This is a genomic window from Risungbinella massiliensis, from assembly GCF_000942395.1.
Taxonomy (GTDB): Bacteria; Bacillota; Bacilli; order Thermoactinomycetales; family Thermoactinomycetaceae; genus Risungbinella; species Risungbinella massiliensis.
This window is the reverse complement of sequence record NZ_LN812102.1, coordinates 1872586-1894867: the sequence shown is the minus strand read 5'-3', so window position 1 is coordinate 1894867 and position 22282 is coordinate 1872586. Positions and strand designations below refer to the sequence as shown.

21 protein-coding genes are annotated in these 22282 nt (G+C 40.8%); 19 read left to right on the top strand and 2 right to left on the bottom strand.

Annotated features, from left to right (window positions below):
* The first annotated feature begins 117 nt into the window (after positions 1 to 117).
* The 13 genes from hpf (at position 118) to VJ09_RS09795 (ending at position 14548) form a co-directional block, all read left to right on the top strand.
* A complete protein-coding gene (hpf, locus tag VJ09_RS09855; protein WP_044641289.1) occupies positions 118 to 684 on the top strand; it encodes a ribosome hibernation-promoting factor, HPF/YfiA family in 567 nt (188 codons plus the stop codon).
* Positions 685 to 815: 131 nt separating this feature from the next.
* On the top strand, positions 816 to 1946 hold the full coding sequence (locus VJ09_RS09850; protein WP_044641288.1) for a cation:proton antiporter: 1131 nt from the start codon (positions 816 to 818) through the stop codon (positions 1944 to 1946).
* A gap of 208 nt (positions 1947 to 2154) precedes the next feature.
* The gene (gene wecB / locus VJ09_RS09845) at positions 2155 to 3222 is read left to right on the top strand and encodes a non-hydrolyzing UDP-N-acetylglucosamine 2-epimerase (RefSeq protein WP_044641287.1); all 1068 of its coding nucleotides are present in this window, start codon (positions 2155 to 2157) and stop codon (positions 3220 to 3222) included.
* A gap of 14 nt (positions 3223 to 3236) precedes the next feature.
* A complete protein-coding gene (locus VJ09_RS09840) occupies positions 3237 to 4481 on the top strand; it encodes a glycosyltransferase family 4 protein (protein ID WP_044641286.1) in 1245 nt (414 codons plus the stop codon).
* 154 nt (positions 4482 to 4635) lie between these two features.
* The gene (gene secA, locus VJ09_RS09835; protein ID WP_044641285.1) at positions 4636 to 7221 is read left to right on the top strand and encodes a preprotein translocase subunit SecA; all 2586 of its coding nucleotides are present in this window, start codon (positions 4636 to 4638) and stop codon (positions 7219 to 7221) included.
* Positions 7222 to 7450: 229 nt separating this feature from the next.
* Positions 7451 to 8558, top strand: a protein-coding gene (gene prfB, locus VJ09_RS09830) for a peptide chain release factor 2 (RefSeq protein ID WP_147635465.1) whose coding sequence is annotated in 2 segments (ribosomal slippage) — positions 7451 to 7522 and positions 7524 to 8558 — 1107 coding nt in all. Because the reading frame shifts where the segments join, the coding sequence is not laid out codon by codon here.
* Between the two features lie 138 nt (positions 8559 to 8696).
* Positions 8697 to 9482: an enoyl-CoA hydratase/isomerase family protein gene (locus VJ09_RS09825; protein WP_044641284.1), complete on the top strand. Its 786-nt coding sequence runs from the start codon at positions 8697 to 8699 to the stop codon at positions 9480 to 9482.
* A gap of 69 nt (positions 9483 to 9551) precedes the next feature.
* Positions 9552 to 10223 (top strand): hypothetical protein, encoded by a 672-nt coding sequence (locus VJ09_RS09820; protein WP_044641283.1) that lies wholly within the window; start codon positions 9552 to 9554, stop codon positions 10221 to 10223.
* 157 nt (positions 10224 to 10380) lie between these two features.
* Positions 10381 to 11514 carry an ankyrin repeat domain-containing protein gene (locus VJ09_RS09815; protein WP_044641282.1) on the top strand — a complete coding sequence of 378 codons (1134 nt, stop codon included), beginning with the start codon at positions 10381 to 10383 and terminating at the stop codon, positions 11512 to 11514.
* Positions 11515 to 11752: 238 nt separating this feature from the next.
* Positions 11753 to 12445: a TerC family protein gene (locus VJ09_RS09810; RefSeq protein WP_407689979.1), complete on the top strand. Its 693-nt coding sequence runs from the start codon at positions 11753 to 11755 to the stop codon at positions 12443 to 12445.
* 137 nt (positions 12446 to 12582) lie between these two features.
* Positions 12583 to 12813 carry a hypothetical protein gene (locus VJ09_RS09805; protein ID WP_044641281.1) on the top strand — a complete coding sequence of 77 codons (231 nt, stop codon included), beginning with the start codon at positions 12583 to 12585 and terminating at the stop codon, positions 12811 to 12813.
* On the top strand, positions 12813 to 14087 hold the full coding sequence (locus VJ09_RS09800) for a glutathionylspermidine synthase family protein (protein ID WP_044641280.1): 1275 nt from the start codon (positions 12813 to 12815) through the stop codon (positions 14085 to 14087). The genes VJ09_RS09805 and VJ09_RS09800 overlap by 1 nt, the downstream gene beginning before the upstream one ends.
* Positions 14088 to 14098: 11 nt before the next feature.
* Positions 14099 to 14548: a hypothetical protein gene (locus VJ09_RS09795; RefSeq protein WP_044641279.1), complete on the top strand. Its 450-nt coding sequence runs from the start codon at positions 14099 to 14101 to the stop codon at positions 14546 to 14548.
* Positions 14549 to 14618: 70 nt separating this feature from the next.
* On the opposite strand, the gene VJ09_RS09790 is transcribed toward VJ09_RS09795, so the two are convergent.
* On the bottom strand, positions 14619 to 15296 hold the full coding sequence (locus VJ09_RS09790) for a polysaccharide deacetylase family protein (protein ID WP_230199112.1): 678 nt from the start codon (positions 15294 to 15296) through the stop codon (positions 14619 to 14621).
* 61 nt (positions 15297 to 15357) lie between these two features.
* Between VJ09_RS09790 and VJ09_RS18970 the strand changes: the two genes are divergently transcribed.
* A complete protein-coding gene (locus VJ09_RS18970; protein ID WP_267904282.1) occupies positions 15358 to 15492 on the top strand; it encodes a hypothetical protein in 135 nt (44 codons plus the stop codon).
* Here VJ09_RS18970 and corA read toward each other — a convergent pair.
* Complete coding sequence (gene corA, locus VJ09_RS09785) at positions 15479 to 16432, bottom strand: magnesium/cobalt transporter CorA (protein ID WP_230199142.1); 954 nt, start codon at positions 16430 to 16432, stop codon at positions 15479 to 15481. The two genes, VJ09_RS18970 and corA, sit on opposite strands and share 14 nt — an antisense overlap.
* A gap of 282 nt (positions 16433 to 16714) precedes the next feature.
* Here corA and VJ09_RS09780 point away from each other — a divergent pair, with 282 nt between their 5' ends.
* The 5 genes from VJ09_RS09780 to VJ09_RS09760 all read left to right on the top strand — a co-directional run bounded on the left by VJ09_RS09780 (position 16715) and on the right by VJ09_RS09760 (position 22253).
* The gene (locus VJ09_RS09780) at positions 16715 to 17974 is read left to right on the top strand and encodes an argininosuccinate synthase (RefSeq protein ID WP_044641277.1); all 1260 of its coding nucleotides are present in this window, start codon (positions 16715 to 16717) and stop codon (positions 17972 to 17974) included.
* Positions 17922 to 19322 (top strand): argininosuccinate lyase, encoded by a 1401-nt coding sequence (gene argH / locus VJ09_RS09775; protein ID WP_044641276.1) that lies wholly within the window; start codon positions 17922 to 17924, stop codon positions 19320 to 19322. The genes VJ09_RS09780 and argH overlap by 53 nt, the downstream gene beginning before the upstream one ends.
* Before the next feature lie 263 nt (positions 19323 to 19585).
* Positions 19586 to 20272 (top strand): cell division ATP-binding protein FtsE, encoded by a 687-nt coding sequence (gene ftsE / locus VJ09_RS09770; protein WP_044641275.1) that lies wholly within the window; start codon positions 19586 to 19588, stop codon positions 20270 to 20272.
* Positions 20262 to 21161, top strand: a complete 900-nt coding sequence (gene ftsX, locus VJ09_RS09765; RefSeq protein WP_044641274.1) for a permease-like cell division protein FtsX — start codon at positions 20262 to 20264, stop codon at positions 21159 to 21161. Before ftsE ends, ftsX begins: the two co-directional genes overlap by 11 nt.
* 27 nt (positions 21162 to 21188) lie before the next feature.
* Positions 21189 to 22253 (top strand): murein hydrolase activator EnvC family protein, encoded by a 1065-nt coding sequence (locus VJ09_RS09760; RefSeq protein WP_044641273.1) that lies wholly within the window; start codon positions 21189 to 21191, stop codon positions 22251 to 22253.
* The last annotated feature ends 29 nt before the right edge of the window (positions 22254 to 22282 follow it).

Here is a 22282-nt window from a genome sequence, read left to right as displayed (position 1 = left end):
CTTCTTTTTGTTAATTTTTCAACTCCTTTTTTGTCATATTTTCGTTACTTTTTAAAAGGAATTTTTCATTTCGATGGGGAATAGATAACCAAGTAAGCGGAAGGAGGATTCACTACTATGAAATTTCACGTCCGTGGTAGTAACATAGAAGTGACCGATGCTCTTAGGGATTATGTAGAGAAAAAGCTCTCTCGTTTGACGAGATATTTTCATTCTACCGATCAGACAGATGCTCACATCTCTCTCACCGTTTTGAAAGATGGTCATAAGGTAGAGGTGACCATTGGATTCCCCAACTACATGGTACGCGCGGAAGAACAGACAGAAGATATGTATGCATCAATTGACTTAGTGCTTCAGAAGCTCGAACGTCAAATTCGTAAGTACAAAACGAAGGTGAATCGTAAATCCCGACAAGCTGAGAACTACCTCCGTTCCCAGTTAGCTGAAGCAGTGAATACAACTGCTACTAGTTTAGCAACAATAGAAGAAGAGGAAGAGGAGATCGAAATTGTACGCACCAAACGGTTTAATTTAAAGCCGATGGATACCGAAGAAGCTATTCTCCAAATGGAGATGCTTGGTCACAACTTTTTCGTCTTCTCACAAGCAGATACACAACAAACAAGTGTCGTATACCGTCGAAAAGACGGCAAATACGGTTTGATTTCACCGGAAGCATAGAGCAGGTAAATGGTTGGATTCCAGAGAATAAACCAACTGCATATTTTGGATAGATTTTGAGGAGCCTATTTTGTAGGCTCCTTTTGACGTTTCTATTTATCATTTACATACATAAAAGGGATTGTGGGACTATGTTGTTCTTTTTTAAGTTATTGATCATTTTACTTAGCACAAAACTAGCGGGGGATCTTAGTGTAAGGCTGGGACAGCCCGCAGTATTGGGTAAACTCATTATTGGGATTGTGATAGGGCCGGCTGTTTTAGGATGGATTCAGGATTCGGAGTTAATAGAGGAACTAAGCGAGATCGGGGTTCTATTATTGATGTTTTTTGCAGGTCTCGAGACAGATATAGAAGAACTAAATCGAAACCGTCGTTCTTCGATTGCGGTTGCCTTAGGTGGAATTATTTTTCCGTTTGTAGGTGGTTACTTAGCAGGAACTATACTAGGAATGGATCTATTTCCAGCTCTTTTTTTAGGCCTTTTGTTATCGGCTACATCGGTAAGTATTACCATTCAAACTTTGCGTGACATAGGTAAAATAAAAAGCCGCGAAAGTGTAACTATTTTAGGAGCTGCTATTGTAGATGACATTTTGGTTGTGATCCTGTTGGCATTCCTTATGAGCTTTGCCGGAGCGGAAGAAGTAGCTTTTGAAATGGTTATTTTGAAAAAAGTTCTATTTTTTATTCTCGTTGTTTTAGCTGGTTGGAAATTGGTTCCTTTGCTTATGCGTTGGTTAGCACCTTTACGTGTCTCCGAAGCAGTGATTAGTGCAGGACTTATTATTTGTTTTGGATTTGCTTACTTTGCAGAGCGGATGGGTGTGGCAGGTATTATTGGCGCATTTGCAGCCGGAGTAGCAATTTCGCAAACCAAATATAAAGAAGAAGTAGAAGAGAGACTAGAACCTATTGCTTATGCTGTTTTTGTCCCTGTTTTCTTTGTAAGTATTGGATTGTCAGTAACTTTTAAGGGATTAGAAACTCAATTGGGTCTTATTATTATATTAACGATTATTGCGATCTTAACGAAGCTTATTGGAAGTGGATTGGGTGCCCGACTCACGGGGTTTCCTGCTCGATCTTCCGTTGTAATCGGATCAGGTATGATTTCGCGTGGGGAAGTAGCCTTAATTATTGCTGCTCTTGGGCTGGAGACACAGTTATTGGAGCAAGCATATTATACCGCGATTATTGTCGTGATTATATTTACAACGTTAGTTACTCCTCCTCTATTAAAAGGGGTGTTTAGAGACTAGGATCAAACAAATAACGAAGTGGATAACTCCTACTATATTTATACCTAGTAGGAGTTTGTTTTTCTTGCTATTATTCAATTGTTTCGTACTAGCATATTAAATCCACGTATTCTCCTCTTTTTGTTTTGCGCATTTTGGAGAAACCTATGTTAAGATAACCGAGAGATTTACCCAGAATGGAACCCTATAAAGTAAGGAGAACCATTATATGAAAATAGTTACGGTAGTAGGCGCACGCCCACAATTTATTAAAGCAGCTCCCGTCTCTCGTGCGATACGGGAACGAGGCACGGAGATTTTAGTACATACTGGACAACATTATGATACCTCGATGTCGGATGTGTTTTTTGAAGAGCTAGAGATTCCAAAACCAGATTATCATTTACATGTGGGTTCCAAATCCCACGGTGCGCAAACAGGTGCGATGTTAGCCAAAATCGAAGAGGTACTCTTGTCTGAGAAACCAGATGCTCTCTTGGTTTATGGAGATACTAATTCAACGATCGCAGGAGCTCTCGCAGCTGCTAAACTTCATGTGCCAGTTGCACACGTAGAAGCCGGTTTGCGTAGTTTCAACCGCCGGATGCCAGAGGAAGTAAATCGTGTCTTGACTGATCACACTTCTCGTTGGTTGTTCTGCCCAACCGATACGGCTGTTCGTCATCTGAAATCAGAGGGCATTACAGAGGGAGTCTACCAAGTAGGCGATGTGATGTTGGATGCGGTTCTCTACAATGCGAAACTAGCGAATGAAAAAGCGAATATTATGCAAAAGTTAGAGTTAGAATCGGGTCAGTTTCTGCTTCTTACGATCCATCGTGCAGAGAATACAGATGATCCTGCTCGTCTCCAAGCGATTGTAGAGGCGCTAAATGCACTTACGATGCCAGCTGTATTGCCTTTGCATCCACGAACTCGTGGAAAACTAGCAGCTGCCGGTCTTGCTATTACCAATCCTTTGGTGAAATGCATTGAACCGATTGGATATTTAGATATGTTGCAATTAGAAGTAAACGCCAAAAAGATTGTCACGGATTCCGGTGGTGTTCAGAAAGAAGCCTTTTTTGCCAAAGTACCATGTATTACGATGCGGGATGAAACAGAGTGGACAGAGACAGTAGAACTTGGAACGAACTTATTAGTGTCTGCTAATACGGAAAAGATCTTGGAAGCGATCGAAACGTTTGAAGTAGACTTCTCTGCGATCCCTTCTGTTTTTGGGAATGGGAAAACATCTGAAACCATCCTAGATATTCTTCAAAAAGATCTAGGCTAGAAATGAGTTCAACTATGGATACCAAACCAAACAAGCCGATTCACATTTGGTTAGCAAACCAATATGCTGTCCCTCCTAATATTGCTGGAATTACGAGGCATTTTGAGTTATCTCGAGAATGGGCAGAAAAAGAGGGAGCAAAGGTGACTTTGTTCTGCTCTCGTTTTCTTCACCCTAGAAGAAGTTTTCTAACAGAAGAAGAGAAACAAGAGATTCCAGAGATCCCAGGAATGAAAGTAGAATGGCTCTGGTCTTTTCCACATCAGGTAAATGATATTCGTCGCATAATCAACATGCTGAGTTTTGCGATTGCCTTCTTTTGGAAGGGGTTGTTTCAAAAGAAACCTGATGTGTTAGTAGCCTCCTCTCCGCACTTGTTTCTTGCATTTGCTGGATGGCTTTTGGCTAAGATCAAGGGTGTTCCCTATGTTTTTGAAATACGTGATCTATGGCCGGATTCCCTCATCAAAATGGGGGGATTGAATAATAAGTGGATCATTCGCGCATTGACTTGGATGGAATCGATCCTTTATCAGAAGTCAGATCAACTGGTGGTATTGACTGAACACCAGAGAACCTATATCGCCGAGCGAGGGATTCCCCGAGATAAGATTGAACTGATTCCAAATGGAGTCGTACTTGGATCGTGGGAACCAGATGAGGCGAAACGTTCTGCGTTTCGTGCCAAGATGGGAGTAAAGGAAGAAGATTTTGTTGCCATTTACACTGGAGCTCATGGTCCTGCCAACGCATTGGAATACGTTGTTCGTGCTGGAAAATATCTACCAGAGGGAATCAAGATCGTTCTGATCGGAGATGGCCCGGAGAAGGAACGGTTACTCCAGATCCAACGTGAAGAGGGACTAGATCGAGTCATTTTGCTTGATCCGGTGCCAAAAAAGGAGATTTTTGACTATACTGCAGCAGCTGATACAGGGATTATCTCCCTTGCCAATAATGAAGTCTTTCGTGGCGCGCGTCCGAACAAGCTCTTTGACTATCTATTTGTAGGTAAACCGATTGTTACAACAGTAGATGGAGAAGTACGGGAGATTGTAGAGAAGAACGAGGTCGGGATTTTTGCAGGAGCAGAAGATCCAGAGGGACTTGCAAGAGCAATTGATCAAGTTCGTCACTTTTCGGTAAGTGAGTTGGAAGAGATTCGTGCACGCGGAAGTCATTATATTGACGAAGAGGGTAATCGTGCCAAACTAGCTCATAAGTTTTATCAACTTCTATCCAAAATAAGAAAACAATAAACCTTGGCAAATGAACCGTCTGCAAAGCTTTTTAGCGGCGGTTTTTTGTCATGTACTGTAAAAAAGTGAAACTCCCTTTTTTTTCTGCTAAACTAGAAATTAGTATCTTTTTTCTGATTGGATAAAAACCTCTCACGTATCAGGAGGATCGAATATGTTAAGTAGTCTAAAAAAGTTATTTCCAAGTGAAAATGAACGTCGAGTGAAAAAGTTATTTAAGGTAGCAGATGAGATTGATGCGATGGAGCAGACGATCGAAAAACTATCTGATTCCGAACTCCAAGCTAAAACAGCGGAATTCAAACAACTTATTGCCGATGGAGCAGATCTAGATGATCTTTTGGTAGAAGCCTTTGCAGTTGTTCGGGAAGCAGCTAAACGAGTATTGGGGATGCGTCATTTCCGTGTGCAATTGATCGGGGGAATGGTGCTACATCATGGAGACATTGCGGAGATGAAGACTGGGGAAGGGAAAACCTTGGTTTCTACTCTTCCGGCTTATTTGAACGCATTATCTGGAAAAGGTGTCCATATCATCACAGTGAACGATTATCTAGCAAAACGGGACTATGAGACGATGGGGAAAGTATTTGAATTTCTTGGCCTTTCCATCGGTCTAAACCTTGCTTCTATGGATCCAGAGGAAAAACGAAAAGCATATGCTGCGGATGTCACGTATGGTACCAACAATGAGTTTGGATTTGATTATTTGCGAGACAACATGGTGATGTACAAAGAGCAGCTGACGCAGCGTCCTCTAAACTTCGCGATCATTGACGAGGTAGATAGTATTCTAGTCGATGAGGCTCGTACTCCGCTTATTATTAGTGGACAGGCGAACAAAGCGACTGACCTATACTACACAGCAGACCGTGTTGTGCGTCGTCTTCGCCAAGATGCGGATTACACAGTAGATGTGAAGACCAAGCAAGTGGCTCTGACAGAAGATGGCGTCAAAAAGGTGGAGAACTCCCTAGCAGTAGATAACTTGTATGACATGAAAAATATTGGCTTGAACCATCATATCCAACAGGCTTTGAAAGCGCATGTGATCATGCATCGCGATCAGGATTATGTGGTGAACGAAGAAGGCGTCGTTATCGTGGATGAATTTACGGGACGCCTCATGCAAGGACGTCGTTATAGTGATGGTTTGCATCAAGCAATCGAAGCGAAAGAAGGTTTGCAAGTTCAACGGGAAAGTATGACGTTGGCGACTGTAACACTACAAAACTATTTCCGGATGTATACTAAGCTTTCTGGAATGACCGGGACAGCGAAAACAGAAGAAGAAGAATTCCGTCGTATTTACAATATGGATGTTGTTCAGATTCCTACCAACAATCCAATGATTCGAGAAGACCTTTCTGATGCGCTATACAAAACAGAAGACGGCAAATTCCGAGCTGTAGTGGAAGAGATTGTGAGATCTCATGCATCTGGCCGTCCCGTTTTGGTTGGGACAGTCTCGATTGAAAAATCGGAAAAAATTTCTCGAATGCTTAAGCAGAAGGGGATTCCTCACCACGTCCTAAACGCCAAACATCATGAAAAAGAAGCGGAGATTATTGCTCAAGCAGGGCAATATGGGGCGGTCACGATCGCAACCAACATGGCAGGTCGTGGAACGGACATCGTTCTAGGTGAAGGGGTAAAAGAGTTAGGTGGTCTTCATGTAATTGGAACGGAACGTCACGAAAGCCGTCGAATTGACAATCAGCTTCGGGGTCGTTCTGGCCGTCAAGGGGATCCAGGTCTCTCACAGTTTTTCCTTTCATTTAACGATGACCTTATGCGCCGCTTTGGCTCCGAGCGAATGGAAGCTCTCATGGATCGCATGGGGATGGAAGAAGATGATCGTGTTGAAGGAAAAATGTTTACCCGTGTGGTAGAGAATGCGCAAAAGAAAGTGGAAGGTAACAACTTTGATGCACGTCGTTGGGTTCTTCAATATGATGATGTTTTAAACCAGCAACGTGAAATCATCTATAAACAACGTCGCGAAGTTCTCACCAGCGAGGACTTGAAGAATGTAGTACTCGATATGGCAAAAGAAGATATTCAACGGATTGTTGGCTCCTATTCAGAAGAAATCGAGGAAGAGGAAGGAAATGCACTCGAATCGATTATTGACTATGTAAAGACCAATATGTTGCCTGTTGATCGAATCGACGAAGATGATTTAGAGGAAAAAGATCCAGAAGAAATCATTGAACTCCTGACAACAGAAGTAGAAGAATTTTATAATGAGCGGATTCAAGAGATTGGAAGCGAGAGACTCAATGAGTTTGCGCGTGTGGTAATTTTGCGTACTGTTGACCGTAAATGGATGGATCATATTGATTCAATGGAGCAGTTGCGACAAGGGATTCACCTTCGTGCATATGGTCAAAATAATCCTCTTCGTGAGTACCAATTTGAAGGATTTGAGATGTTTGAGGCACTGATCGCAGAAATTCGCGAAGAAGTAGTCAAATATGTAATGAAATCGGTAATTCAAGAAGAAGAGACGCTAGAAAGAGAAGAAGTAGCGGTTAATGCTGTGGCGATCTCAGGAGAACAAACCCAACAAGATCGAAAAACCGATGCCAAAAAACAGCCGATTCGTCGTACAAGCGAAAAAATCGGTCGAAACGATCCATGCTATTGTGGTAGTGGGAAAAAATACAAAAACTGCTGTTACAAGACAGAGCGGTCTGCTTCTAAAGGGAAACCAGCTATGAAGGATTTAGCAGACTAACATTGTCATATACTATATATCATCACCTGCCCTCTCATTTAGAGTGGCAGGTTTTCTTTTGTGGAAGTTAGAAGCTTTAGATTGCACATAACGTAAGAGTATTGATGGGGCTAGGAAAACGACTGTTAAACAAAAAGAAGCAAGTCTGATGGAGGGTCTAGAGTGAGTAATTTGCCTCTCTAAAGAACTTCGTTATAATAAGGTGAGACTGACAAAGAGGTGAACGTGAATGGATTTTTCGGAAATAAAAGGTGAGTTACACAATACCGCTCAACGTTTGGCGGATATCAGGGGGTCTCTTTGACTTAGATCAAAAGAGAAATGAACTACATGCCCTAGAAACGATTATGGCAGAGCCTACTTTTTGGGATGATCAAGAAAAGGCACAAAAGACGATTGAAGAGATGAAGGGAATTAAAGAGTTAGTCGATTCGATCGCAGGGCTCGAAGCCAAATTAGAAGACCAACAGGTTCTATTGGAACTTCTACAAGAGGAAGAGGATGAAACGTTATTAGAGGAGCTGAAACAAAACATTCGCTCCTTGAAAAAAGAGTTTGATGCGTTTGATCTACAGATGATGCTAAGTGAACCTTATGATAAAAACTCTGCGATTTTAGAATTACACCCAGGTGCAGGGGGAACGGAATCCCAAGATTGGGCAGAGATGTTACTTCGAATGTATACACGTTGGGCAGAAAAAAGTGGATACAAAGTCGAAACGTTGGATTATCTTGCTGGAGACGAGGCTGGAGTGAAGTCTGTTACCCTTCTGATTAAGGGAGTCAATGCATATGGCTACCTAAAAGCAGAAAAAGGGGTTCATCGTCTTGTCCGCATATCTCCTTTCGATTCTTCTGGTCGGAGACATACTTCTTTTGTTTCTGCTCATGTAATGCCAGAATTGGATGGAGATGTTGAGATCGAAATTCGTACAGAGGATCTCAAGATCGACACATACCGTTCCAGTGGTGCGGGTGGTCAACACGTGAATACTACGGATTCCGCAGTCCGTATTACTCATATTCCGACTAATACGGTAGTTACCTGTCAATCGGAACGTTCCCAGATCAAAAACCGTGAACGTGCAATGAAAATCCTAAAAGCTCGATTATACGAGAAAAAAATTGAAGAACAACAAAACGAGCTCAATGCATTAAAAGGGGAACAAAGTGAGATCGGATGGGGCAGTCAAATCCGTTCTTATGTATTTCACCCATATAGTTTAGTAAAAGACCATCGTACTTTAGTTGAGATAGGAAATGTGCAAGCGGTGATGGATGGAGAGATTCAACCATTCATCGAAGGATATCTACGATCTAAGTTGAATCGCGCATAATAAATCGTGGAACAAAGAGAGCGTTGATCTAGGGAGAGATTTTTCATTGTCACGGAACAAGTCTGATCAAGTTTGTTGAGGTGAGACTGTCTTCATGGATGCTAGTCCAAATTAGTTTTGGAGAAGGAGAGATCTAGAATGAGCAAGAACTCTTTACTAGTCGAAAAAAAAGATGGTTGGGCATTGATTACGTTAAATCGTCCCCAGATGATGAATGCTCTTGACCGCGAGATGTTAAAAGAACTACAGACAACACTTTTAGAGTTAGATAAAGACGGTAGTATATCCTCGATCGTCATTACCGGGGCAGGAGAAAAAGCATTTGCAGCTGGTGCTGATATTGGGGAGCTCGGGCAATTATCTTCTGCCCAAGAAGCAGAAGCACAGGCTAGGCTAGGTCAATTGGTATTTCAAACTATTGAAGAGTTGTCTAAACCGGTTATTATGGCGGTAAATGGTTTTGCTTTAGGCGGTGGTTGTGAGTTAGCTTTAGCTGGGGACTTTATTCTTGCTTCGGAATCGGCAAAGTTCGGACAACCAGAGGTCAACTTAGGGATTATCCCAGGGTATGGTGGGACACAACGTTTAGCCAGAGCGATTGGAGCATACCGAGCCAGATATTATTGTATGTCTGGCGAGATGTTTTCAGCGTTTCAGGCAGAAGCATGGGGTTTAGTACAGCGTGTTACTTCGGGAGCCACTCTATTGGAAGAGGCAGAGAAAATCGCAAAACAGTTCGCAAAACAGGCACCTTTATCCCTACAATATGTGAAAAAAGCAATTCATAATGGAGTGGAGATGGATTTATCGAACGCATGTAAGCTGGAGGCTTCTTATTTTGGAATTGTTTTTGATTCGCAAGATCGTGAGGAAGGCATAGCTGCTTTCCTCGAAAAACGAAAGCCTAGTTTTAAAGGAAAATAGAGGTGCCTTAATCAGTCTTCTATCTTTCCTATTTCCTAGGAAATAAAGCCAGGAAGGAACGATACCCTAATGGATTTATTAACGCAACCAATTTTCTGGGTTGGAATAGTGTTGTTAATCGCAGGATGGATTGCGATTTCCATCATGGTTGGAAAAAAGCGACAACGTGAACTGGAAGAACTAGATAGTTTTTTCCCAGGTGAAGATGAATATAGCACTACGGGTCAGATTTCCGTTGAGAAGGTACGTCGGCAAACCAATAAACGTAAGGAACGTATGCAACAAACGCAACGAATTGAACGAACACCACGTACGGATCTTGGCGATCTAGAAAGTCAAGAATTAGTTTATAAAGATGGTCATCATGATCGAGAAGAAGATTCTGGTGATGATTGGGTGGACGATTCTGTACCAATGGAACCAAGATCTCGTGCTCACGTCAATCGTCCGGTACAACCAAGTTGGTTAAGAAAAAATGAACCAAATCCTTCTACTAAACGGAATGTAGAAGTTGATCTAAAAGAGGATTATCATGAGGAATCGCCAGCGGATTCCCGAAAGTCCTTTAAGAAAAGCTTACTTGCTTCCAAGCAAGATGTGGAATTAGGAGAAGAGGTAGAGGCATCTCCTACTACTGGTTTTAATAAGTTTCAGAGAAACAACCGAAACTCAACCTTATATGAGCAAGAAATGGAAAAAGCGTCTGCTAGTTCTTCATTCCGGCGCAAGCGTTTTAAATAGCCAGTTGCTTTCTATGACTGGCTTTTTTCTTTTCATGAATCCGTTGTTTGTCTTTTTGCCAGAAAAGCATTATAGTATTGTTTAGTGATTTTCGGGGAATGATAATAAATTTTCTTTCAATAAAACCCTACGGATGTTCAGGAGGAGTTTTGCAACGATGCTTTCAAAAAAATGGCTCTATGGAACTGCTGTCGTAACTGCCCTATCTGTTATGATTTCAGCTTGTAATACAACGGCAGATCAGCAATCAACACAACCACCCGTACCAAAACTATCTGCAAAAGAAAACAATTTGTACATTCAAGTATCAGAAGGCAATATGAAACAAGTAACGAAATTGTTAACGAGTGGTGTGAATCCAAATAAATTGAGTGAAGAACGCTTAACCCCCTTAATGAAAGCAGTGTTGTTAGATGACCATGAGATGGTAGCACTACTTCTTACAAAAGGTGCAAAGTCCAATGAAAAAGGAAATCGAAATAAAACTGCGCTGATGTTTGCGGCAGAAAAGGGTTCTGTAGACAGTGTGAACACTCTATTGCAATTCAAGGCAGATGTACTAGCCAAAGATATAGATGGGAAAACGGCTCTTTGGTATGCTGCTCAAAATGGTAACTTACAAATTGTGCAGAAGCTAGTACAAGCGAATTCGGATATTCAGATGGCAGACGTAAATGGAGAGACACCTCTATTTGCTGCGATTCAAGGTAAACATCTAGCAGTTACAGAGTATCTGATTTCGGTAAAAGCAGATGTCAATCATAAGAACAAGTTCGGTGATTCTCCCCTTGTTCGTGCAGTAAGTCTAGACAACTTGGATATCACAAAGGAATTGATCGAGAACAAAGCCGATGTTAGTGTAAAAGATAACTTCCAAGATCCTCTTCTTCAAATTGCCATCCGACAGGGAAATGTGGATATCGTCAAAGAGTTAATCCGTGCTGGTGTTGACGTAAATGAAACAGGCGCACCAACCGAAATGCGAGAATCAGAGAAGGTAAAAGTAACAAAATTAACACCACTCCAGAATGCAGTTCTAAAAGACCGAATTACGATTGCCGAAGTTTTATTGCAAGCTGGAGCAAGAGTGAACGATCAAGATACATTGGGTAAGTCCGCATTAATCATGGCAGTGGAAAATGGAAAAATGGAGATGACCAAAGTCCTCTTGAAATACAAGCCGGACCTGTATCTCAAAAACTTCTCTGGTGAAACAGTTCTAATGGTAGCGAAAAAGAAAGGTTACCCAGAGATTGAAGAAGTACTGAATAAAGCAACTTCTTCTTCATAAATGTTTTTTATTTTATTGACAATATAATTCTGAATGAATAAAATGAGACTGAATAAAGGGGAGTAGCTGTACATCATAGTCGTCATTCCGAGTATCCTATACTCCGGCTATGTTGGGCAACTTAACGTTGTGAGCGAGACCTTTACTTTAGTTGATGTACAATCAACTTAAAGTAAAGGTCTTTTTTTACGCTTACCTCCCATAGAAAACTTAAACAGGAGAAAGGGATGAGGAATTTTTGGAAGCCATACTGAATTCTATTAGTTCACCTGATTTTTGGTCCGCACTTCTTTCGATTATTATCATTGATTTGGTACTTGCAGGAGACAATGCCATCGTAATTGGTATGTCTGCACGTAATTTGCCAGCAGATGTTCAGAAAAAGGTTATCTTCTATGGTACTGGTGGAGCCATTGTAATGCGTATATTGGCTACTCTAGTAGTGGTATATTTACTACAAATACCTGGTCTATTAGTTGCAGGGGGACTGATTCTTCTCTGGATCGCCTTTAAACTCTTAGTTGAAGAAAAAGATCACGATGTAGATGCCGCTCCGAACTTTTGGGCAGCAGTTCGTACGATTGTAATTGCAGATACTGTTATGGGACTAGACAATGTTTTAGCAGTTGCAGGTGCTGCTCATGGGGACTATGTTCTAGTAATTATTGGTTTATTGATTAGCGTACCGATTATTGTTTGGGGTAGTACACTCTTTATTAAATTGATAGAAAAATACCCAATCATTATCTATATTGGTTCTGGTGTTCTAGCTTATACTGCAGCGAAAATGATCGTAAAAGAGAAATTCCTTGCACCGTTCTTTGAAGATCCAATTGTAAAATACGGATTTGAAGTAGTAGCAGTTATTTTAGTCATCGCTGCTGGATATCTCGTAAAGCAAAAAAAAACAACTCCTAATACTTCTAGTTAAGTTACTAAGATCAAAAGGCGGGGGAATCCTCGCCTAAATTTATTAGACATAATATTTTGGATTTATTGTTTTTCAGTATTATTTAGTATATAACCTATATATATTGGTTTGATTTTATTGCATCTAGGGGGATAGATATGGAGAAAAAAACAAAAAAACTCCTAACTCTTTTTGCTTCTGTAGCCTTAATGGTTCCACTCGCAGGGTGTGCAGATGATGATATTGAGCTTTGTTATGATGATAACAAGGATGGAATGTGTGATGATGATGGTAGCTACTATGACAAAGATTCCTATGTAGTAGTAGATGGTAAGACAGTAGCTTATATCAAGAATGATAGTTACGTATCTTCAGGAAGCTCTAGTTAATGAAGTTTCGGAGGTCTTTTCATAGTCCTACCATCTATCAACAACAAAGACAAACATTATACCAAGGAATCCGCGAAGAGGGGATTTTTAACTGGGATCTCTTTCCTAAAGAAGAGTATGCACTAGCTTCTGTCTATCAATTGTCAGCCACTTTGAAAGAGGAGATTCAGTTCGCAACAGAGGCATTAGGTGCGATCTTTCATAAGACAATTGAGGTAGTACGTAGTGGATCAGATGAACTATTAGAGGAACTAGGCATTCCAAAAGAAACTTGGGGAGCGATCCGTTTACATCTTCCCTATTGTCACACAACAGCTATAGGAAGATTTGACTTCGCCAATACACCAAATGGATTAAAAGTATTAGAGTTCAATAGTGATACCCCAACCAGTCTAGTGGAAGCTTTTTATGTGAATGGAAAAGTTTGTGATTTCTTTGGCTTGGAAGATCCCAACGCAGGAGAATCGAAGAAGATTACAGAGGCATTTCATGATCTCATATCAGTTTATACTAAGTTAGGCTATATTACAGACCATATCGTATTTTCTTCTCTCGGTTGGCATCGTGAAGATGCTGGTACGACCAAATACTTACTTCAACAGTCAGGGCTATCTGGACGTTTTGTTCCGATCGATCAGCTAGCTCTTCACCCAGATACAGAAACTCTCTACGCTTGGAACCCAGCACAAAATGACTATGAGCAGGTAGACATTTGGTATCGTCTCCATGCGTTGGAGTATTTGGCTAAGGATCAAACGTCAGATGGTTTTCTTTTTGGTAGCAAAGTATTGGATACAGTTGCTAAAAAGAAATTAGGAATTATTAATCCACCTTCCGCTTTTCTAGCTCAGACCAAAGCATTTCAAGCTCTGATTTGGAGTATATCAGAGCAAGGAGATTTTTATCTTCCCGAAGAGCATGAAATTATTCGCACTTATCTCTTACCTACTTATTTAGAGAACCATTTTTCTTCTAAACGGACTCCTTTCGTCCAAAAGCCTTTTTTTGGAAGAGAAGGAGGAGCAGTAGCCATTTTTGGTTCGGATGGTGAATTGCTAGCAAAAGATAACGGAACGCTCTATTGGCAACAACAAATGGTATATCAAGAGGCAGTAGAGCTAGAGGCAATTTCTACAATGACTCTTCAAGGTGAGTACCATGGCAGACTTTTATGGGGATCTTTTTTAATAAATGGTCAAGCTTCTGCGATTGTTACTAGAGTAGGTGGAGCTATCACAGGAAATGAATCATATTTCTTACCTATTAGTATGTGAAGGAGACGAAAATGTTCCTAGAGTATCGATTATTAACAGCTGATGATGAGGAGTACCCAGTCCTTTCACATTATAAAGGGATAAAACTAGAAGAGATTTTATTACGTCTCCACTGTGATTATTGGGTTCGGGACCGAAATGTGTATCAGTTACGTAGCACTTCTATGGAAAAGGAATGCTATGTAATATACGTTGAGCTAGATGAAGAAGAGAGTGGCGAAGATCCGGTCTACGTGTTTGAACAAAGTTGGAATGGAATAAAGGTAGAGTTTCGCCACTTTCATGAAGGGCAAAAGGAACATCCCATTGTAAAAGAGTATATCTATACGGATCCGAAAGATGCACTTTTGCATTTGGCAAGTGATTTTTATCAACTTGGGGAGACGGAGTGGGTGAAAACGTCTTCCGAAGTAGATGAGAACCGAAAAACATATATCTACTATGCTGAACCTACTAATTAGTAGAGTTAGATAAAAAAGACCTCTTCGATAGAGGTCTTTTTTATGATTTTGTCATGAACCAGTACAGCTCTTATGAATTCGAAGTAACGGAATCCTCTAGTTTTACGAATTGGAATCCTTTCTTTTTCAGTTCGGGTATAGCCTTTTTAAGTCCCTCAGCTGTGCCAGATTGAGGTTGATTCATATGTAGGATGACGATGGAGCCAGATTTTACTCGCTTCATTGCATGATGTACTTGGTCTGCGGAAAAAGTCGCTCCAGCATCCCCGATCACATCAAAATGAGTCACTTTTTCTCCCATTTGTTCAACTAGTTGTACTGCGATCTCGTCATAATAGGCAGTGCCAGATCGGAAAAATCGTGGTTCTTTTCCCGTCAAGCGGGTGATAAGGAGATGATTTTCCCACACTTCATCGATGATATGTTTAGGATCAGTGGTACCGCTAATTCCATATATACTACGTCCATTGACTGAGAGCGGGCGATGCTCTGTCCCGTGATTCGCTATTTCAAATAGTGGGTCACGAGCTAATTCGAGAAAAAGTGACTCGTTTGCTTTGATCCAACGGGAATTTACAAAGAGTGTTGCAGGAATCTTTTCTTGTCTTAAATAATCAATAAGTTCTTGATCATATCCGCTACCATGAGGTCCACCACATGCATCGAGGGTTAAAGCTACTTGTTTTTCTTGGGTAGGAAGTTTGGTGAGCACTCCTGTCACTTTTTCCCCCCATTGTTGTGGTTTCATAGGGGATGTGTTCTCTAGCTTCCTTTTCCATTCCTCACTAGAGGGAAGAGGATGACTGTTAGTGGTTGGAGTTGTTTTTGAATCAGTAGGGATTGGTTTAGGTACGGACTCAGAAGATACATCTTGGCAGCCCGTAAGCCAAACGAAACAGCTAATACAGATTAAGGAAGATACAATCGATCTCATTCTTGATTAAACCAGCCCTTCTTTCGGAATTCGATATACATCAGGACTGCTACAATTACCATGATACCAAGTACGATAAAATACCCAAATGGGTTTTTGAGTTCGGGCATATTTTCAAAATTCATCCCATAGACTCCAGCGACGAAGGTAAGTGGCATGAAGATGGTAGCGATTAGCGTTAAACGCATCATTACCGCATTCATCCGATTGGAGTTGAGAGAGATGTAATTATCTCGAATGTCTGAAGCCATTTCTCGGCTAGAATCGATCATACTAGAAAGTTTGTGGATATGATCTTGGATATCCAACATATATCGTTTTAGTTCATCATCATGAGCTATGTGATGGGAGGAGATAATGCGATAAATCAGATCTCTCATTGGCCAAATAATATGCCGTAATTTCAATAGGTCTTTTCGCACTTGAAAAACCTGATCCAATTGATTAGACATTTGAGAGTTAAGAGGACGGGTCTCAAGATGTGTTAACTTATCTTCACATTGTTGTGCGATTGGAAAGAATGAGTCAACTAATTTATCAAGAATTTTGTACAAAATGAAATGAATACCTTGTTCTAAAGGAGCATTTCCTTTTACGACGCGCTCCCAGACTTGATCTATGGCAACATGCTGATGATAGTGAAAACTAACGACAAAATTTTGACCAGTAAATATGTCAATCTCAAGAGGTTTTAACGTGTTGCTTTGGAAGGAATTCAATACTAAGAAATGATAATCATCATAATGATCTAGCTTGGGACGTTGTAGGTAATGAAAACAATCTTTTAATGCCAAAGAATGGAATTGAAATTTGTCTGATAGTATTTGCTTCTCTTCATTTGTTGGTTTTTCGAAATCAACCCAATACCAAAGATAACGATCGATTTCTTGTAAAAGTTCATGAACAGTTAGATCTGTTACGATTGTTTTTTCTTTGGTGTAGGCAAGCACACGAATCAAGATGTCACGTCCTTTTTTTGCTGCTATAATTTGCGTAAAATACTTCGGATCAAGCTATCATTTGAAATGAATAATGATGAATCCTGAAAAAGCACATAGAGATGAAAAGACACGTCTCTTCTATATTAAATTGTTTGCTCAAGAGTATCTAAAAAATTTCTTCTTTATTATATCTTTGCCGAAAAAGAATAATGGTACAAAAAAGTGTGCATTTCGCTACATCTTGATGTATAATAATACATCATATTGTATTTTTAGTAAGGGGCGATAAAAATGGAAAAGCAAAAAATAGTTCTAGCATATTCTGGAGGTTTGGATACTTCCGTTGCAATTAAATGGTTACAAGATAAATATAACTATGATGTGATTGCAGTAGCATTAGATGTTGGGGAAGGGAAAGATCTCGCTCATGTACAGCAAAAAGCGTTGGACATTGGAGCAGTTCGCTCGCTGGTACTTGATGCGAAAGAATGGTATGCCAAAGAATTTTTGGCACCAGCCCTCAAAACAAATGCTCTATATGAAGGGGTTTATCCACTTGTCTCCGCGCTATCACGTCCATTGATCTCCAAGATTCTCGTTCAAGTAGCGAGAGCAGAAGGAGCAGTTGCAGTCGCACATGGTTGTACCGGAAAAGGAAACGACCAAGTTCGCTTTGACCTATCAGTACAGGCATTAGCACCTGAATTGAAAGTAGTCGCTCCTGTTCGGGAATGGGCAATGAGCCGTGATGAGGAGATTCAATACGCTCAAGAAAATGGAATTTCGATTCCAGTAGATTTAGATAACCCATATAGTGTAGATCAGAATCTTTGGGGACGTAGCTGTGAGTGTGGAGTTTTAGAAAATCCTTGGACCGAGCCACCTGCAGGAGCTTATGAATTGACATCTTCTATTGAACAGGCACCAGAGGAAGCAGAAGAGATTATCATCGCTTTTGAGAAGGGAATCCCGGCTGCCCTGAATGGGGAACAGATGCCTCTTCCTATGTTGATCGCAAAGTTAAATAAACTGGCAGGCAAACATGGGATTGGGAGAATTGATCACGTAGAAAATCGTCTTATCGGAATCAAGTCACGGGAAGTTTACGAGTGCCCTGCAGCAATGACGTTAATTAAAGCTCATCAAAGCTTAGAACATATTACGCTCTCCAGAGATGTTGCTAAGTTCAAACCAATTATCGAACAAAAATGGGCAGAGATGGTTTATGAAGGTCTCTGGTTCTCTCCACTCAAAAAAGCATTGGATCAGTTTGTGGAGGAGACACAGAAGTATGTCTCTGGCGATGTGCGGATTAAGCTTTTCAAAGGGCAGGCGATTGTTACAGGTAGAGAGTCTAAGTACTCCCTCTATGATGAGAAGTTAGCAACCTATACTTCAGAGGATGCATTTGATCATCAGGCGGCAGTTGGATTTATTCAATTATGGGGTCTTCCTTTGAATATTTATGCAAAAGTTCATCAAGACGAGGTGGATGTAAATGAAGCTGTGGAGCGGGCGCTTTACCAAACAGACACAACCATTAGTGGATAGATTTCAAGCATCCATTCCGTTTGATCATATTTTATGGAAGGAAGATATCAAAGGGAGTATTGCTCATGTCACCATGCTAGGAGAGAGCGGAATTCTCCCTTCTCATGAGTGTGAGATATTGATTGAAGGTCTTCACCGAGTAGCAGAGAAGTTTGAAAAAGGTGAAGTGAAGTGGACCATCGAGATGGAAGATATCCATATGTGTGTGGAACAACTACTTCATGAGGAGATTGGAGATCTAGCAGGAAAGCTGCATACTGCTAGATCTCGAAATGACCAGACAAGTCTAGATCTACATCTCTTTGTACGGTCTGCTACTCATGAGATAGTGACCAAACTGACCGAGTTGTGGGAAGTAATGCTCCACAAAGCGGAGCAGGAGATGGATCTGATTCTACCAGGATATACCCATCTTCAACGTGCCCAACCTGTCCGTTTCTCTCATCATCTATTAGCCTATGCCAATATGTTAGAGCGTGATAGTCAGCGTTTCCAAGAAAGTTATCAACGTGCGGATCTCTGTCCGTTGGGGGCTGGAGCGATTAGTGGAACATCTTTTCCAATTGATCGATTGGCAGTCTCCCATAGTCTTGGCTTTCACGATCTATACGACAATAGCATGGATGCTGTGAGCGACCGGGATTATGTATGGGAATTTCTCTCTAATTGCTCCTTGGTTATGATACATCTATCACGACTCGCAGAAGAGCTTATTTTGTGGTCTAGCCAAGAGTTCCAATTTGTAGAATTGGATGATGCATTTTGTACCGGTAGCAGTATGATGCCGCAAAAGAAAAATCCCGATGTACCAGAGCTAGTTCGAGGCAAATCTGGAAGAGTAATTGGGCATTTAATGGGGTTATTCGCGATGTTAAAGGGGCTTCCACTCACGTATAACAAGGATATGCAAGAGGATAAGGAAGCACTATTTGACACATTTACTACGGTTCGAGATGTGCTTAGCATCATGTCTCCACTGATTGAGAGTATGAGATGTAACAAAGCCAAAATGTATGCAGCAGCCAATGACCCATATATTGGTGCCACCGATCTGGCGGATTATTTGACCAAGAAAGGAGTTCCTTTCCGACAAGCACATCATGTGGCTGGGAACTTAGTTCGTTATGGTTTGGAGAACGGGAAAAGTTTGGTTGAGTTAACTCTTGAGGAGTTACAGGAGTTCCACCCTTTGTTGGAGGACGATGTACTAGAGCAACTAACAGTGGAAGCTATGGTAGAGGCGAGAGAATGTATTGGTGGAACAGCAAAAAAGACAGTAAAAGCTGCGATAGAAGCCAAGAGAAGACGCCTAGAAACTACCAAATTATGGCTTTCCAATGATTTCTAGAGCTGTTATAATGAATCCTCGGCTATGATTAGAAAAGCCGAGGATTTTTGGCATGGTTGTATGAATATATAGTGAATTCGCCTATAGAAGGGTCTTGTATACTTTTTGTGGGTGTTATAATGTAAAACAAGATTTGGGATCGGAAATTCTTTTTAGAGGATCCTGTTTGTATTCTTAGCAATTGTGAAAAACAGAGGGAACAACTACATATTATCGAATGATATGAGAATTTAAGACAATTCAATGCAAAGAAGGTGACTTAGATGATCGAGATGCACGACGTCTGGAAAGTCTATGACAACGGGATTGAAGCCTTGCGAGGAATTGAAGTCAAAATTGACCAAGGTGAATTCGTATATGTCGTAGGTCCATCTGGAGCTGGGAAAAGTTCTTTTATTAAATTGATGTACCGCGAAGAAAAGCCAACATCGGGTATCGTTTTAATTAATGGTGTCAATGTAAAACGGGTACGGGATTGGAAGATTCCATATGTACGCCGCAAAATTGGAGTAGTATTCCAAGATTATAAGTTACTCCCGCATATGACCGCTTTTGAAAATGTTGCTTTTGCGATGGAAGCTGTAGAAACTCCAAAGCGTGCAATTCGCTCTCGTGTAGAAGAAGTATTAGATTTGGTTGGGCTAACACATCGTATGAATGCGCTCCCTTCCCAATTGTCTGGTGGAGAGCAACAACGTGTCTCCATTGCTAGAGCGATCGTCAACAATCCCAGCTTCATCATTGCCGATGAGCCTACTGGGAACTTAGACCCAGAGAACTCATGGGACGTTATGTATCTCCTAGAAGAGATCAACAAACGCGGGACAACTGTTGTAATGGCAACGCACAACAAAGAGATTGTAAATACCATGCGTCAGCGTGTCATTGCAATTGAACAAGGCATAGTTGTACGTGATGAGCTAAGAGGTGAGTACGGTTATGAAGATTGAGACAATGTTACGGCATTTGAGAGAAGCATATCGTGGAGTTGTCAAAAATTCTTGGATGAGTTTTGCTTCTATTGGAACAGTGGCAGTAACCCTTCTGATGTTCGGGGTTTTTATGATCTTCGCTTTTAACCTCAGCTATCTGACCAAAGCGATTGATAGTAGTTTGTCCATTCGAGTGGCATTAAAACCAGATTTACCACAAGAAAAACAACAAGCATTGACCGAAGAGATTAAAAAACTGGATAAGGCTCAAGCAGATTCAGTCGAATTTGTTCCAAAAGAAAAAGGAATTCAAGAGTTCAAAAGCTCTTTCGGTGATGATGAATTTGTACAAGATTTACAGGCTGGTGATAACAATCCACTACCTGATTTGATTAAGGTGCTTCCGAAAGATGTAAAAGATATGGATGCTCTTACCGATGAGATTGCGAAAATGGATGGAGTAATGGAGGCAAAACCAGGTCTCGTACAACAAGCTTTCTTCTCTTTCTCTGGTATGGCGAATAATATTATCTTGATTTTTGGTCTAGTATTCGCGATTCTCTCGTCTTTCTTAATCTCCAATACGATTAAATTGACGATTATTGCTCGACGTCGAGAGATCGAAGTGATGCGACTCGTGGGAGCAAGTAACTGGTTTATTCGTTGGCCATTCTTTATCGAAGGTGCATTTATTGGATTCACAGGAGCGATCTTCCCAATGGGAATACTCCTAATCGGCTACCAAGCTGTCTATAATCTATTAAATGAAGGACAAGCGATTTCTATTCTTCCTATGATGGATGTAGGAACACTTAGCATCTACCTAATCGCCAGTATGTTGTTACTAGGCGCTACCATCGGAATTGTCGGTTCGATTCTATCGGTTCGTCGATTCTTAAAAGTCTAAAAAGGGTTAACAGGAAAGGAGCTCCAGATGCGTAAATATTTCATTACGTTGACACTTACAGCCGCTCTCGTAGCTACCCCTATGGTAACCAAGCCTGTTTATGCATTAACCAAAGAAGAGCAGAAGCTAAAAGATATTCAAAAGCAGGAAAAAGAGAAGAAAAGTGAGCTAGAAAAACTACAACCTAATTTTACGAAATCAAAAGCAGAACTCATGGAGATCGATAAAAAAGTTCGAGAGCGTCAAGAGAGCATCGATCGAATGAATGTAGGGATCGTTCAGAAAGAAGAAGAGTTAAAAAAGAAAAAAGAAGTCATGAACGGAAAATTGGTAGATATCTATACCAATGGTAGTGTTGGATATCTTCGATATTTAATGGATGCGAAAGATTTCCAGGACTTTTTTAACAAACTCGATTACGTACGATTAAATGTATTGACCGATAACTATGCAGTAAAAGAAGTATTAAAAACAAAGCAGACACTAGAGTCTGATCGAGCTGTACAGCAAAAAGAGATCGATGAGATGAAACCTCTGCTGACAGACGCTCAAAATAAACACAAAGCGATGGAAGCGGAGTATAACAAGGTAAAAGCCGATCTAGAAAAGCTAGAAGACCAGGAAGAAGCAACAGAGGAGTCCATTAGAAAATCAAAAGAAGACCTTTTAGCTGCTGGAAATCATCGTGGAGACTATAAGGCATCTGGTCAGTTTATGTGGCCAACATCTGGTGGATCGATCAGCTCTCCTTATGGTTATCGAAATGGAAGAATGCATGAAGGAATTGATATCGCTGGTAGCGGCATTTTAGGAAAACCAATTTATGCTTCTGATAGCGGTGTAATATCTCTAATCAAATCTGATCCAAATGGATATGGGATGTATATCATCATTTCGCATGGGAATGGTTTCTCTAGTCTGTATGCCCATATGTACTCTAGTACGATTCGAGTAAAAACAGGACAAAAAGTTTCCAAAGGGCAAGTAATTGCTTCTGTAGGAAATAACGGTCGATCTTCAGGTCCTCACTTGCATTTTGAGATTATGAAAAATGGAACCAATGTCAATCCGGCTCATTATGTCCGGAGATAGGGTCATGAAAGTTCAAGAGACGGAGGCTA